The organism is Mesorhizobium sp. BR1-1-3 (genome assembly GCF_020165455.1).
Classification (GTDB): Bacteria; Pseudomonadota; Alphaproteobacteria; order Rhizobiales; family Rhizobiaceae; genus Mesorhizobium; species Mesorhizobium ciceri.
In genome coordinates this window covers 510,671-525,298 of sequence record NZ_JAIUIC010000003.1, presented here as the reverse complement: position 1 = coordinate 525,298, position 14,628 = coordinate 510,671, and the positions used below count along the sequence as shown (strand labels likewise).

Genomic DNA, 14,628 nt, shown 5'->3' with positions numbered 1-14,628 from the left:
TCCAAGCTTTTCCTCCGAGCTGTCAGTATCCGAGCGCCTCGCCAGAGGCCGCGCGGCTGTCGATGGCGCCGTTGTAGCGCGCGCCGCCGCCTTTCTCGATTTCCGCCAGGCTCTTGCCGCCGACCAGGATGCCGGCGGCCTGACCCCAGGTCTGGTCGGCGAGATCGAGGTGATATCCCATGCCGGCCAGCAGCTTTTCTGTGTCCGGCGACAGGCCGAACGGCTCGACATACACCTTGTCGGGCAGCCATTGATGGTGGATGCGCGGCGCGTCGATCGCCTCCTGGATGTTCATGCCGTGGTCGATGACATTGACGATCGCTTCCAGCGTGATGGTGATGATGCGCGAACCACCGGGGCTGCCGATGACCATGAACGGCTTGCCGTCCTTGGCGACCACGGTCGGGCTCATCGACGACAGCGGCGTCTTCTTCGGCTGGATGGCGTTGGCCTCCCCCTGGACCAGGCCATAGAGGTTGGGCACGCCGGGTTTCTGGGTGAAATCGTCCATTTCGTTGTTGAGCAGGATGCCGGTGCCGTCGGCGACGACGCCGGCTCCAAAGGAACCGTTCAACGTGTAGGTGACCGCGACCGCATTGCCTGCATCGTCGATGATCGAATAATGCGTCGTCTCCTTGCTCTCGCCAAAGCCCTTCGGCATCAAATCCTGCGACACGCCGGCCCGGAACGGGTCGATCTTGTCGCGGATATCCTTGGCATAGGCCTTATCAAGCAGTTTCGAGACCGGGTTGTCGACGAAATCAGGATCGCCAAGCGCTGAATTGCGGTCGACATAGGCGTAGCGCATCGCCTCGACCATGACGTGGACCGTCTCGGCGGAACCTGCGCCGAGATAGGACAGCGGATAGCCCTCCAGCACGTTGAGGATTTCGCAGATGATGATGCCGCCGGAGCTGGGCGGCGGCGAGGAGGTGATCTCGTAGCCGCGATAGGTACAGGTCACGGGCTTGAGCTCACGCACCGCATACTGCTCGAAATCCGGCTTGGCGAGAATGCCGCCCTTGGCGCCGCTCGCCTTGACGATGGCGTCAGCGATGGCGCCTTTATAGAAGGCATCCGTACCCTTTTCGGAAATGGCGGCGAGCGAGGCGGCGAGGTCGGGCTGGACCAGCCGCTCGCCGATGCCATAGGGCTTGCCGTCGGGTTTCAGGAATATGGCGGCGGCCGCGGGGTCCTTCGCCAGCCTGTCGGCACTGCCGGCAAACGAGGCAGCGTCGCCCTGGTTGAGGATGAACCCGTCCTTGGCATAGCCGATTGCCGGCGCCATCAGATCCTGGCGGGACAATTTGCCGTATTTTTCGCGCGCCATCTCGAATCCAGCCACAGAGCCCGGCACGCCGACGGCGAGATAGCCGTCGAGGCTGGCGCCCTTCACCGGGTTGCCGTCCTTGTCGAGATACATGGTTTTTGTCGCCGCCAGCGGCGCCCGCTCGCGGAAATCGAGAAAGGTCGATTTGCCGTCCTTGAAGCGGATGGTCATGAAGCCGCCGCCGCCGATATTGCCGGCATTGGGGTAGACGACGGCGAGCGCATAGCCGACGGCAACCGCCGCGTCGACAGCATTGCCGCCCTTCTTCAACACCTCGATGCCGACTTCGGACGCCAGATGCTGGGCCGTCACCACCATGCCGTGCTCGCCCTTGGCCGGCGCCGGCGAGGCGGCGAAGACACTCGTCAACGGCGCCAGGACAAAGGTGATGGAAAGACTGGCGGCGATCAGTGTCCGACGGTTGAGAGGCATGGCGGTTCTCCGGGCGGGGGGATGCCTAGAAGACCGTGTTGGACGGATCGAGTCCACTAACAATTAAGGGAGCACGAGAAAGAGCCCCCTCACCCGGATTGCCAACCGAATTGCGAAGGGCAATTCGGGGCAATCCGACCTCTCCCCGAGGGGAGAGGAGGTGTCAGCGCTGACGCCAGTCTCTTCTCCCTGCGGGGGTGAGGCGTGGTCCGCGCAGCGGGCGAAAAGCCAACTGCTTGGCTTTTCGAACAACGAACGCCCGGAGGGCGGTGGCCGCAAAGCGGCCGGATGAGGGGGCCGGCTCGGCCTCAGACAATGCCGCCCGAACCGCCAGCGACTGCAGGGCGTTCCGCTGCAACCTTGGCGCGGTAACCCGCCGCTCGATAGGCGGCGACCGGGTCGATGGCGCCGCCGGTCTTCAGCCGCGCCATGGCGAGGATCGGCTCGACATCGGTGCGGTAGGCCGCTTTCAGCGTCTGCGTCGCCATCAGCGCGTCATTGCTATCCTGAAAATCTTCCAACGCCTTGCGGTCGACCAGCAGCGCCTGCGCATAGGCGCGCTGCACCTCGACCGCCGATAGCATCAGGCTTTCGATCGGATCGGTGACGTTGTGGCTCTGGTCGAGCATGTGGGCCGGGTCGAACCCCTCGGCGCCGGAAAGTTCGGCGTCGACCAGTTCGTTGAAGACGAGAAACAGCCGGTAAGGATCGATCGAACCGGCATCGAGATCGTCGTCGCCATATTTCGAATCGTTGAAGTGGAAGCCGCCGAGTTTTTTGAACTGGATCAGCCGCGACACGATCATCTCGATGTTGACGTTTGGGGCATGGTGGCCGAGGTCGACGAGACAGAACGCCTTGTCGCCCAGCTCCTGCGCGATCATGTAGTTGGTGCCCCAGTCCTGCACGACGGTGGAATAGAAGGCCGGCTCGTACATCTTGTGCTCGCTGAACAGCTTCCAGTCGGCGGGCAGTCCGGCGTAGACCTCTTTCATGGCGTCGAGATAGCGCTCGAATGCCTTGGCGAAATTGACCTGGCCGGGAAAGTTCGAACCGTCGCCGATCCACACCGTCAGCGCCTTGGAGCCGAGCGTCTTGCCGATCTCGATGCATTCGAGATTGTGCTCGACCGCTTGCCGGCGCGTGCCGGCGTCGGCATGCGACAGCGAGCCGAATTTGTAGGAGAGCTTCTGGTCCTTGGCGTCGGAAAAGGTGTTGGAGTTCATGGCGTCGAAGCCGAGGCCAAAGCGCGAGGCCGCTTGCTTCAGCCGGTTCGGATCGGCCTTATCCCACGGAATGTGCAGGGAAACGGTCGGCGTCGCCTGCGTCAATTGCTGGATGACGGCGCAATCCTCGATCTTGTCGAAGATATCGCGTGGCTCGCCGGCACCGGGAAAGCGGGCAAAGCGCGTGCCGCCGGTGCCGACGCCCCAGGACGGGATCGCCACCGCGAATTTCTCGACCTTGTCTCTGATAGCGTCGATGGCGATGCCGCGACGGTCGAGCCGCTCGCCGAGCGAGGCATAGTCGCGCTCGAGGTTTGCCTTGCGCGCGGCGTTGTCCTTGTCGACGAGGCCGGCGGAGATGATGTGTTCCATCGTCCCCTCCGCTCAGCGCGTGAACGACTGGGCGTTGCCCGCGTCGACATTGATGATGTTGCCGGTCGACTTGGCCGACATGTCGGACGCCAGGAAATAGATCGCCTCTGCGATGTCTTCCGGGAAGACCGAGCGCTTCAGCATCGAACGCGAGCGATAGTGCTCCTCCAGATCGTCGGTCGACATCTTGTAGGCGGCGGCGCGCTGTTCCTTCCACTCGCCGGTCCAGATCTTCGAGCCGCGCAGCACCGCGTCCGGGTTGACGACATTGACCCTGATCTGCGCCTCCGCGCCCTCCAGCGCCAGGCAGCGGGCGAGATGGATCTCGGCAGCCTTGGCGGTGCAATAGGCGGCGGCGTTCGGCGATGCGGCAAGGCCGTTCTTGGAGGCGACGAAGACGACGTTGCCGCCAATCTTCTGCGCGCGGAACAGCCGGAACGCTTCCCGCGAGACCAGGAAATAACCGGTCGACAGGATGTCCATGTTCTTGTTCCACAGCGCCAGCGTCGTCTCCTCGATCGGCGCCGAGGAGGCCAGCCCTGCATTCGATACCAGAATGTCGATGCCGCCGAACTCGACCGCTGTCTCGGCAAAGCCCGAAATGACCTGCTCCTCCGAGGTGACATTGATCAGCACCGGCCGCACGAAGTCCCTGCCGTAGACTTTCGCCAGTTCGTCATTGGCGCTGGTCAGTGCTGTCTCGTCGATGTCGGCCAGAACCACGCAGGCGCCTTCGCGCAGCAGGCGGTTGGCCGTGGCGCGGCCGATGCCGCCGGCGCCACCCGTGACCAGCGCGATCTGGCCGGCAAGCGACTTCGGCTTCGGCATACGCTGCAGCTTCAGGTCTTCGAGCAGCCAGTACTCGATGTCGAAGGCTTCCTGTGCAGGCAGGCCGACATAGGACGACACGGTGGAGGCGCCGCGCATGACGTTGATGGCGTTGACATAGAATTCGCCCGAAATGCGCGCCGTCGCCTTGTCGCCGGCGAAGGTGAACATGCCGACGCCGGGCATCAGGTAGACCACGGCATTGGGATCGCGGATGGCGGGCGAGTCCGGATGCTTGCAGCTGTCGTAATAGGCCTGGTAGCCGACACGATAGGCTGCAATGTCGTCGGCAAGACGCGCGATGACGGCATCGACATCGGGTTTTGCCGGATCGAATTCGATGACCAGCGGGCGGATCTTGGTGCGCAGGAAATGATCAGGGCACGACGTGCCAAGTGCCGCCAGCGGGCGCAAATCCCTGGAGTTGACGAATTCGAGCACAGCAGTGGAATCGTCGAAATGGCCTGTTTTGTGGCTCCTTTCCGAGATCAGGCCGCGAATCCTCGGCATCAGTTTGGCCGCGATGGCACGGCGCTCAGTGGCGTCGAGCGACTTGACCGCTTCACCGCCGAAGATAGCGACACCCTCGGAGCGGCGCTCGAACCATTCGATCGCCTGGTTGATCACCGAGATCGTCGTCTCGTAGCATTCCCTGGGGGTGTCGCCCCAGGTGAACAGGCCGTGGCTTTCCAGGATGACGCCCTTGGCGGCTGGGTGTTCGAGGCAGAATTTCTCCAGCCACAGGCCAAGTTCGAAGCCAGGGCGCTTCCACGGCAGCCAGCCGATGGCCTCGCCGAAGATTTCTTTCGTCAGCGCCTTCGAATCCTTCGCCGCGGCAATGGCGATGATGGCATCGGGATGCATGTGATCGACAAAGGGCTTCGGCACGTAGGCATGCAGCGGCGTGTCGATCGAAGCCGCACGCGGATTGAGGTTGAAGGTGCAGTGCGGCAGGAAGCCGACCATCTCGTCTTCGTGCTCGACGCCGCGATAGAGGCCTTTGAGCGCGCGCAGCTTGTCCATGTAGAGCGTGGCAAAGCCGTCCAGCTTGATCGAGGCGCTGTCGCCGCCCGATCCCTTGACCCACAGCACTTCGACATCCTCGCCGGTGAGCGGGTCTTTCTGCCAGATCTTCGACGACGTGTTGCCGCCGCCATAGTTGGTGACCCGCTTGTCGGAACCAAGTGTGTTCGAACGGTAGACCAGAAGTTCCGGCCCGCTCATGGCGTGAGCCTTGGCCTCGTCCCACAGATTGGCGAGGCGCGCGCCGGTGCGCTTGTCGAGCATAAGAAATCCTCCCGAAGGCACGCAAAAGGCGCGGCCATTTGGCCCCGAATTTCCACGGAAGCGGTCGGCTTGTCAATCACAAACGATCAATATCGATCATATTGCACTGCACAATGAAATTATATGATCGGAAATGATTGACATTGCGCGTTTTGGGTGCCTAGATGCCCGGGCAGGGAGGAACCATGCACGAAAAAGAGCGCCACAGGATCATTCTGTCCGCCGTCCAGGAAAAGCCTGTGGTGACGGTGCAGGAGATGGTCGACCTGACGGAGTCCTCCGAGGCGACGATCCGGCGCGATATCGCGGCTCTCCACGTCCAGAAGCGCCTGCGCCGCGTGCGCGGCGGCGCCGAGGCAATCTCGCCGCCGCAGTTCATCGGGTTGGCCGGCCGGCCCTTTTCCGTCAACGAAACCATCAACGCCTCGCAGAAGCGGGCGATTGCGCGTGAAGCGGTCGAGCTGTGCAACGACGGCGAACCGATCATCATCAATGGCGGCACCACCACCTTCCAGATGGTGCATTTCCTGACCGGCCGCCGCATGCCGATCTTCACCAATTCGTTCCCCATCGCCGAGCACCTGCTCAAGCACTCCAAGAATACGGTGATGCTGTCGGGCGGCACCATTTATCGCGAGCAGAACATCATCCTGTCGCCCTTCGACAACGACGTGACGCGCAATTTCTATGCGCGCCGCATGTTCATGGGTGCGCAGGGTCTGGGGCCGCTCGGCCTGATGGAGGGCGATCCGCTCTTGATCCAGGCGGAGCAGAAACTGATCGACCAGGCCGACGAGTTGGTGGTGCTGGTCGATTCCTCGAAATTCCGCAAACGCTCCAGCCTCATCCTGTGCGGCCTGTCGCGCATCGCCACCGTCATCACCGATGACGGCATCGAGGATCGTGAAGCCAAGATGCTGGAGACCGCCGGCGTGACGCTGATCGTCGCCCGCACATCCGCAACCAACAAGGAAGAATCTTCACTGCAGGCCTGAGGCCAACTCGCGCTCGCAGCGGCGATGGAATGCAACGCTCAAGGGAGGAAATTCGATGAGCTTCTTGAAGAAATTGATGGTGACGGCTGCATTCTCAGCCGCCATGTTCGTGAATGCCGCCTATGCCGAAAACGTCAAGATCGCGCTGGTGGTGAAGTCGCTCGGCAACGGCTTCTTCGATGCCGCCAACAAGGGCGCCGAAGAGGCGGCCAAGGAACTCGGCGATGTCGACATCATATACACCGGCCCGACCAAGGCGACCGCCGAAGCGCAGATCGAAGTGGTCAATTCGCTGATCGCGCAGAAGGTCAACGCCATCGCCATTTCGGCCAATGACGCCGACGCTCTGGTGCCGGTGCTGAAGAAGGCCATGGAACGCGGCATCACCGTCATCTCGTGGGATTCGGGCGTCGCCAAGGAAGGTCGCCAGCTTCACCTCAACCCGTCCGACACCGGCCTGATCGGCGAGACCATCATCAAGCTCGCCGCCGACCACCTGCCGGAAGGCGGCGAGGTCGCCATCCTGTCGGCCTCCTCGACCGCGACCAACCAGAACGCCTGGATCGACGCGGCCAAGAAGATCCTGCCGGAGAAGTTCCCCAAGATCAAACTCGTCGCCACCGTCTACGGCGATGACGATTCGGCCAAGAGCACCGACGAAGCCAAGGGCCTGTTGAAGTCCTATCCGAACCTGAAGGCGATCATCGCGCCGACCACCGTCGGCGTCGTTGCCGCCGCCCAGGTCGTCACCGACGAGAACCTGATCGGCAAGGTCAATGTCACCGGTCTCGCACTGCCGTCCGAGTTCAAGAAGTTCATCGACAACGGTTCCAGCCAGGCGGTTGCGCTGTGGAACCCGATCGACCTCGGCTACTCGGCCGTCTACCTCGCCCATGATCTGGCGGTGAAGAAGGAAGAGGCAAAGCCCGGCGCCACGCTGTCGATCGGCCGCGTCGGCAAGGTCACGCTCGACGACACCAACTCGGCTGCAATGGCTCCGCCCTTCCAGTTCGACAAGTCGAACATCGAAAAGTTCTCCAAGATCTATTGATCTGGAGTTCTCTAGAGCTGACGCGGCGGGGCTCACGTCCCGCCGCGGCTTTAAACGAACCTTGTTTCAGGGCTTGATACGACTATGGACACGACAGCCCAACACGGCGCGGTGAAGGAGCGGCCTCCGGCCCCGGCTCCACGCTTGACGCTGTCCGGCATCTCCAAGAGCTTTCCCGGCGTGCGCGCGTTGCACAATGTCAGCCTGTCGCTCTATCCGGGCCAGGTGACAGCGCTGATCGGCGAGAACGGCGCCGGCAAGTCGACGCTGGTCAAGATCATGACCGGCATCTACCAGCCCGACGGGGGCACGATCAGCATAGACGGCCAGGCCGTCACCATGCCGAGCGCGCATGCCGCCTTCGGGCACGGCGTCACCGCCATCCACCAGGAAACCGTGCTGTTCGACGATTTGTCGGTCGCAGAAAACATCTTTCTCGGCCATGCGCCGCGCACGCGATTGCGCACCATCGACTGGCGCACGATGCGCAAGAACGCGCGCGAAGTGCTGGACACCATGCATGCCGGCCATATCGACGCCGACGCGCGGCTGAAGGACCTTGGCATCGCCAACAAGCATCTGGTCGCGGTTGCGCGTGCCATGTCGATCGACGCGCAGATCGTCATCATGGACGAGCCGACCGCGGCGCTTTCCATGAAGGAGATCGAGGAGCTCTTTTTGCTGATCGAATTCCTCAAGAGCGATGGCAAGGCGATCCTGTTCATCAGCCACAAGTTCGACGAGATCTACCGTATCGCCGACCGCTACACGGTGTTCCGCGATGGCGAGATGGTCGGCGAAGGCCTGATCAAGGATGCCGGCCAGAGCCAGATCGTGCGCCTGATGGTCGGCCGCGCGGTCGATCACATCTTCCCGCAGCGCAAGGCCGAGATCGGCGCACCGGTGCTCTCCGTTTCCGGCCTGTCGCATCCGACCGAATTCAACGATATCGGCTTCGAACTGCACAAGGGCGAGATCCTCGGCTTTTACGGCCTTGTCGGCGCCGGCCGCAGCGAGGTGATGCAGGCGATATCGGGCATCACCCGCACCTCAGCCGGCACGATCACGCTGGAAGGCAAGACGATCGCGCCGAAATCGGCTGCGGATTCGATCGATGCCGGCATCGTCTACGTACCGGAAGAACGCGGCAAGCAAGGCGTGGTGATCGGCCTGCCGATCTTCCAGAACGTCTCGCTGCCTTCGCTCAAGCGCACGTCGAAATCCGGCCTGCTGCGGCTGTCGGAGGAGTTCGATCTGGCCCGCTCCTACACCGAGCGACTCGACCTCAGGGCCTCTTCGCTCAGCCAGGATGTCGGCACGCTGTCGGGCGGCAACCAGCAGAAGATCGTCATCGCCAAATGGCTGGCGACGTCGCCCAAGGTGATCATCCTGGACGAGCCGACCAAGGGCATCGACATCGGCTCGAAGGCCGCCGTGCACGGCTTCATGGCCGAGTTGGTGGCGCAAGGCCTGTCGGTGATCATGGTGTCGTCCGAGCTGCCCGAAATCCTCGGCATGTCCGACCGTGTCGTGGTCATGCGCGAGGGGCTTGTCGCGGCGGTCTACGACAACAAGGATCTGGACGCCGAGACGCTGGTTCGGACGGCAGCAGGGATCGCGGCATGAAGGCTTTCCTCAAATACCGCGAAATCTGGCTGGCTGCTGCCATCATCGTCTTGATCGGGCTGATCTCGACGCGTTTTCCGGCCTTCGCCGATCCGGCCAATCTGCGTCAGGTGTTCAACGACACCTCGATCCTGATGATCCTGGCGCTCGGCCAGATGGTGGTCATCCTGACCCGGTCGATCGATCTGTCGATGGCGTCCAACCTCTGCTTCACCGGCATGGTGGTGGCGATGCTGAACGCAGCACATCCGGCGATCCCGATCCCGCTGCTGATCGTCGTCGCACTGCTGGTCGGCCTTGTGCTCGGCGCCATCAACGGCCTTTTGGTCTGGCGGTTGAACATTCCCTCGATCGTGGTGACATTGGGCACGCTGACCATCTATCGCGGCGCGACCTTCGTCCTGTCCGGTGGCGCCTGGGTCAATGCCGACAAGATGAGCCCGGACTTCATCGGCTTTCAGCGCGCCGCCTTCCTCGGCATTCCGGTGCTGTCGTGGATCGCCATCCTGGTCATTGCGCTGTTCTTCGTTGTGATGACACGCACCGCGCTCGGCCGCTCGATCTACGCGATCGGCGTCAACCCGACGGCGTCGGTCTATGCCGGCATCGATGTCGGCCGGACGAAATTCATCGTCTTCTGCATCTCCGGCATGATTGGCGGCCTGTCGGGCTATCTCTGGATCTCGCGCTACGTGATCGCCTCGGTCGAGGTCGCCAATGGCTATGAGCTCAACATCATCGCCGCCTGCGTCATCGGCGGCATCTCGATCGCCGGCGGCATCGGCTCGGTCGGCGGCGCGGTGCTCGGGGCGCTGTTCCTCGGCATCATCTCCAACGCGCTGCCGGTCATCAACATCTCACCCTTCTGGCAGATGGCGATTTCGGGCAGCGCAATCATTCTGGCCGTCGTGCTCAATGCGCGCGGCGAGCGCCAGCAAGGCCGCATCATCCTCAGAAAGGTGGAGGCGTGACCGACATCCCTGCCCCGCGCCACATTCCCGACCGGCTCGACAAGCCGCTGCGTTCGGCGATCTTTTCCTGGGAAGCGCTGCTGGTCGTGGTGGCCGTCGCCATCTTCGCCATCAACAGCTTCGCCTCGCCCTATTTCCTCGACCCGTACTCGCTGTCCGATCTGACCTTCAATTTCACCGAGAAGGGCCTGATCGCCTTCGCCATGGCGCTGCTGATCATCTCGGGCGAGATCGATCTGTCGGTGGCCGCCATCATTGCGCTAGCGTCGACCATGATGGGCATGGCGGTGCAGGCCGGCGCCGGCACGCCAGTGCTGGTGGCAATCGGCATCGTTGTCGGGCTCGGCTGCGGCGCCTTCAACGGTCTGCTGGTGACAAGGCTCGGCCTGCCCTCGATCGTCGTCACCATCGGCACGATGAGCCTGTTTCGCGGCATCGCCTTCATCATCCTCGGCGACCAGGCCTACAAAGGCTATCCCTCAAGCTTCGCCTTCTTCGGCCAGGGCTATGTCTGGTGGGTGGTGTCGTTCGAGCTGGTGCTGTTCCTGATCGCGGCTGTCGTCTACTGGTTCCTCTTGCACCGCACGAGTTTCGGCCGACGCGTCTTCGCCATCGGCAACAATCCGGTCGCTGCGCAATTTTCCGGCGTGCGCGTCGGCCGCACCAAGTTCATCCTGTTTTGCCTGACCGGGCTGATGTCGGGCATCGCCTCGGTGCTGATCACCTCGCGCCTCGGTTCGACGCGGCCCTCGATCGCACAGGGCTACGAGCTGGAAGTCATCACCATGGTGGTGCTCGGCGGCGTCAGTATCCTCGGTGGCGCCGGCAGCATTCTGGGCGTCGTGCTCGCCGCCTTCATCATGGGGCTGGTGACCTTCGGACTTGGCCTGCTCAACGTGCCCGGCATCGTCATGTCGATCTTCATCGGCCTGCTGCTGATCATCGTCATCGCCTTGCCGATCGTCTGGCGGCGGCTGCGCGGAGGGCGTTGATGGCCGAGAAATACGCGTTCAAGATGAAGCTGAAGCCCGGCATGAAGGCAGAGTACAAGAAGCGCCATGACGAGATCTGGCCGTCGCTGGTCGCGCTGCTGAAGCAGGCCGGCGTCTCCGATTATTCCATCCATCTCGACGAGGAGACCAATATCCTGTTCGGTGTGCTGTGGCGGCAAGACGACCACCGCATGGACGAATTGCCCGGGCAGTCGGTGATGCAGCGCTGGTGGGCCCACATGGCCGACATCATGGAAACCAGGCCGGACAACGAGCCGGTGGCCGTGAAGCTGGAAACAATGTTCCACATGGCATGAGTGCGATGCGCCACATCGCCGTCATCGACATCGGCAAGACCAACGCCAAGGTGGCGCTGGTCGACCTCGCTGCGTTGAGCGAGGTGGCGCTGCGCCGCATGGCGAATGCGCCGGTGCCGCAGGCGCCTTACCCACATCACGATGTCGAGGCACTGTGGGCATTCATCCTCGAAAGCCTTGCCGGCCTGAACCGCGAACAGCGCATCGACGCCATTTCGATCACCACCCATGGCGCGACCGGCGTGCTGGTCGACGCGGCGGGTGAACTGGTGCTGCCGGTGCTCGACTATGAGTTCGACGGCCCCGACGGGATGGCCGAGGATTACGACGCGATCCGCCCGCCTTTTGCCGAGACCGGCACGCCGCGCCTGCCGCTCGGCCTCAATCTCGGAGCACAATTCTTCTGGCAGCAGAAGAGCTTCCCGGCGGAATTCGCCAGGGCCGCGGCGCTGCTGATGTACCCGCAATACTGGGCCTTGCGCCTGACCGGCATCGCCGCCAACGAGGTCACCTCGCTCGGCTGCCACACCGACCTGTGGAACCCGTGGACAGCGGATTTTTCATCCCTGGTCGAGAGGCTGGAGTGGCGGAGCCTGATGGCGCCGGTGCGGCCGGCCAGCGATCGCCTCGGCCCGATCCTGCCCACCGTTGCTGTGCGAACCGGACTGGATCCGCACACGCCGGTGTTCTGCGGCCTGCATGATTCCAACGCCTCGCTGCTGCCGCATCTTCTCTCCGACAAGCCGCCTTTCTCCGTCGTCTCGACCGGCACCTGGGTGGTATCGATGGCGGTCGGCGGCAAACAGATTGCGCTGGATGCCGCGCGCGACACGCTGGTCAATGTCAACGCGCTCGGTGATCCCGTTCCCTCGGCGCGCTTCATGGGCGGCCGCGAGTTTTCGGTGCTGACAAAGGATCAGCCGGAGCCGTGGACCGAGGATGATGTCGGCGCCGTGCTGGCGCGAAAGATGCTGCTGCTGCCGTCGACCCAGCAAGGTTCGGGGCCGTTCCCGCACCATGCCGCGGCATGGCTCGACGCCGACGGCATCAACAAAGGCCAGCGCTTTGCCGCCATCTCATTCTATCTGGCTCTGATGACGGCGACCTGCCTCGACTTGATCGGTGCCGACGGGCCGACCACGGTCGAAGGCCCCTTTGCCCGCAACCGGCTCTTTGTCGGCATGCTGGCGGCAGCCACGGCGCGCGCCGTGGTTGCGTCGGAGGCCGCCACCGGCACCAGCATCGGCGCGGCGCTGCTGGCATCCGATCAACTGATGGCACAGGGCAAGGGCGAAAGAATAGAACGGCCTATAGACCCAGCCTGGGTCGACTACGTCAGCGCATGGCGGGCGGCAGTGGAAGTGCAGGGCTGATCAGAGAATCCGTTTGCCGAAGGCAGACATGACGAAGTTGACCGCGTCGGTGCCGATCCGCGGCTCCAGATCCGCCGTCAGGCCCGAAACATCCATCGACAGCAAGCCGCCGGAGAGCGCGATCGCCTCCATCGCCTGATGTGTTTCGCGCACGGTCAGCCCACCGGAGCCCGCAGCCCAGCCGGCGAATTCGGTCGCGGTCGGCGAATAGCTGACATGAAAGCCTTGCGTGCCTGATGTGGCGATACGGATCGCTTCATGCATCAGGTCGCGCATGCCCATGGCGTCGATGTCGGTCATGGTGAAGGCGGAGACGCGCGAATCCTTCAGCACCCGCGCCTCGGCCGGATCGGCGTGGCGCAAGCCGACGATGACGACATTCTCCGGCGACAGTTGCGGCTGCAGGGCGCCCGCCTTGTGGTCGAGGCCAAGCGAGCGCGCCAGGACCGAGCCTTCCGGCAGGTCGATGCCGTCCTCGTCCTCAGGCATCAAGGCGGCGATGGAGTCGATCCAGATCAGGCCGAAGGAATGCGTGGCGCGCGCCGTTGCGGTCAGAGCCTTATGCGCGACGCGACGGTCGGTGCCGGCGGCCAGCCGGATCAGCCCCGATGGCGGCCGCTCGACATCGGCGAGTTCCACGACATCGAAATTCATCGCCTCCAGCCGCGCGCCGGTGCCTTCCCGGGCCAGGATGCCGGCGGCTCCAGGTTCGGCCGTGATCTGCACCATCTTGCGGCCGGAAAAATCCTCGACATCGTGCATCGGGGCCTTCTCGACATATTCCGAGGTCATCGCCAAAAGCATGGCGCCATAGCTCATGCGGAAGGCGACGCGGTCGCCGACGGCCAGCGGCGGGTCGGCATCGGCGACATCCAAAAGCAGATGGTCGCTGGAGGCGCCCAGCACCCGGATCCCCCTGGCGATCGGCGTCAGCCCCTCGACCAGCACGTCCTCGCGGCCGATATTGGCGATGGCGCGCAGCCTGTCGCCTTCGTCGGGGAAGACCGGCTGGTTGCCGAAGGCGTCGTAGCCCGATTGGCCGATCGGCCGTGACGGCTTGAGCTTGACCTCGATAATGTCGCTGGTCAGCCGGCAGGCATCGGGTTCGAGCTCGGCCCACGGCGCATCGCGGAAGGTCTCCACGCCACCTTGCAGGATCGCCTCGCCGACGCGCAGATTGTTGATGCCGGCCGGCAGCCTGCCTTCGAGCAGCAGCGGCAGCGACGACGATGCGCCGCCGGAAATCCAGTCGAGGCTTTTGCCGGACAGGCGCTCGGTCTTGTAGGCATGGGCGACGAGCTGCCCAAGGTTTTCCGGCGTCGGCATGATGGCGCCGAAGCAGCCGAGATTGGTGCCGATGCCGGCGATGCGCACGCCCTTGAACTGCAGGATCTGCTCGACCGTCGGAATAAGGTCATTCGGCCAGATGCCTTCGCGGAGATCGCCGAGATCGATCATCAGCATGATGTCGTGGACGCGGCCCATGCGCTCGGCGATGCGCGAAATTTCGCGGATGGTGGCGAGTTCCGATTGCAGGCTGATGTCGACGGTGCGCACCACCTCCTCGACCCGCGCCATCGGCGGGCTGCGCAGCAGCATGATCGGTGCGTTGATGCCGCTGTCGCGCAGCCGGCGGATGTTCTCGAAACGCGATTCGGCGATGCCGGCGACGCCGCCGCGCAGCATGGCGCGTGCCACTTGCGGCATGCCGCAAGTGCCCTTGGTGACGCCGAACACTTTTATGCCCGAGAGCGCGCAGCGCTCGACGATGGTGCGCGCGTTGCGCTCGATGCGGCCAAGGTCGATGGCGACTTGCGGTCCCGACATC

Annotated in this window: 11 protein-coding genes; 7 read left to right on the top strand and 4 right to left on the bottom strand. The window is 63.5% G+C overall.

Going from position 1 to position 14,628, the window contains the following annotated elements:
- Positions 1-22: 22 nt before the first annotated feature.
- The 3 genes from ggt to LB559_RS09790 form a co-directional block, all read right to left on the bottom strand.
- Positions 23-1,762 carry a gamma-glutamyltransferase gene (gene ggt / locus LB559_RS09800; protein ID WP_027161698.1) on the bottom strand — a complete coding sequence of 580 codons (1,740 nt, stop codon included), beginning with the start codon at positions 1,760-1,762 and terminating at the stop codon, positions 23-25.
- 308 nt (positions 1,763-2,070) lie between these two features.
- Positions 2,071-3,360, bottom strand: coding sequence for an L-rhamnose catabolism isomerase (rhaI, locus tag LB559_RS09795; protein ID WP_224673927.1), 1,290 nt, complete (start codon positions 3,358-3,360; stop codon positions 2,071-2,073).
- A gap of 12 nt (positions 3,361-3,372) precedes the next feature.
- On the bottom strand, positions 3,373-5,475 hold the full coding sequence (locus LB559_RS09790) for a bifunctional rhamnulose-1-phosphate aldolase/short-chain dehydrogenase (RefSeq protein ID WP_224673926.1): 2,103 nt from the start codon (positions 5,473-5,475) through the stop codon (positions 3,373-3,375).
- Positions 5,476-5,660: 185 nt separating this feature from the next.
- Between LB559_RS09790 and LB559_RS09785 the strand changes: the two genes are divergently transcribed.
- The 7 genes from LB559_RS09785 (at position 5,661) to LB559_RS09755 (ending at position 12,800) form a co-directional block, all read left to right on the top strand.
- Complete coding sequence (locus LB559_RS09785) at positions 5,661-6,470, top strand: DeoR/GlpR family DNA-binding transcription regulator (RefSeq protein ID WP_013533598.1); 810 nt, start codon at positions 5,661-5,663, stop codon at positions 6,468-6,470.
- Positions 6,471-6,525: 55 nt separating this feature from the next.
- The gene (gene rhaS, locus LB559_RS09780; RefSeq protein ID WP_013533599.1) at positions 6,526-7,521 is read left to right on the top strand and encodes a rhamnose ABC transporter substrate-binding protein; all 996 of its coding nucleotides are present in this window, start codon (positions 6,526-6,528) and stop codon (positions 7,519-7,521) included.
- Positions 7,522-7,605: 84 nt separating this feature from the next.
- Entirely contained in the window at positions 7,606-9,147 is a 1,542-nt protein-coding gene (locus LB559_RS09775) for a sugar ABC transporter ATP-binding protein (protein ID WP_224673925.1), read from the top strand.
- Positions 9,144-10,118: an ABC transporter permease gene (locus LB559_RS09770; protein ID WP_224673924.1), complete on the top strand. Its 975-nt coding sequence runs from the start codon at positions 9,144-9,146 to the stop codon at positions 10,116-10,118. The genes LB559_RS09775 and LB559_RS09770 overlap by 4 nt, the downstream gene beginning before the upstream one ends.
- Positions 10,115-11,110 (top strand): ABC transporter permease, encoded by a 996-nt coding sequence (locus LB559_RS09765; RefSeq protein WP_024503129.1) that lies wholly within the window; start codon positions 10,115-10,117, stop codon positions 11,108-11,110. Before LB559_RS09770 ends, LB559_RS09765 begins: the two co-directional genes overlap by 4 nt.
- Positions 11,110-11,427, top strand: coding sequence for an L-rhamnose mutarotase (rhaM, locus tag LB559_RS09760; protein WP_013533603.1), 318 nt, complete (start codon positions 11,110-11,112; stop codon positions 11,425-11,427). Before LB559_RS09765 ends, rhaM begins: the two co-directional genes overlap by 1 nt.
- Positions 11,424-12,800 carry an FGGY-family carbohydrate kinase gene (locus LB559_RS09755; RefSeq protein WP_224673923.1) on the top strand — a complete coding sequence of 459 codons (1,377 nt, stop codon included), beginning with the start codon at positions 11,424-11,426 and terminating at the stop codon, positions 12,798-12,800. The genes rhaM and LB559_RS09755 overlap by 4 nt, the downstream gene beginning before the upstream one ends.
- Here the strand turns inward: LB559_RS09755 and LB559_RS09750 are convergent, their stop codons facing one another.
- Positions 12,801-14,627 (bottom strand): alanine racemase, encoded by a 1,827-nt coding sequence (locus tag LB559_RS09750; RefSeq protein WP_224673922.1) that lies wholly within the window; start codon positions 14,625-14,627, stop codon positions 12,801-12,803.
- Position 14,628: the final 1 nt, after the last annotated feature.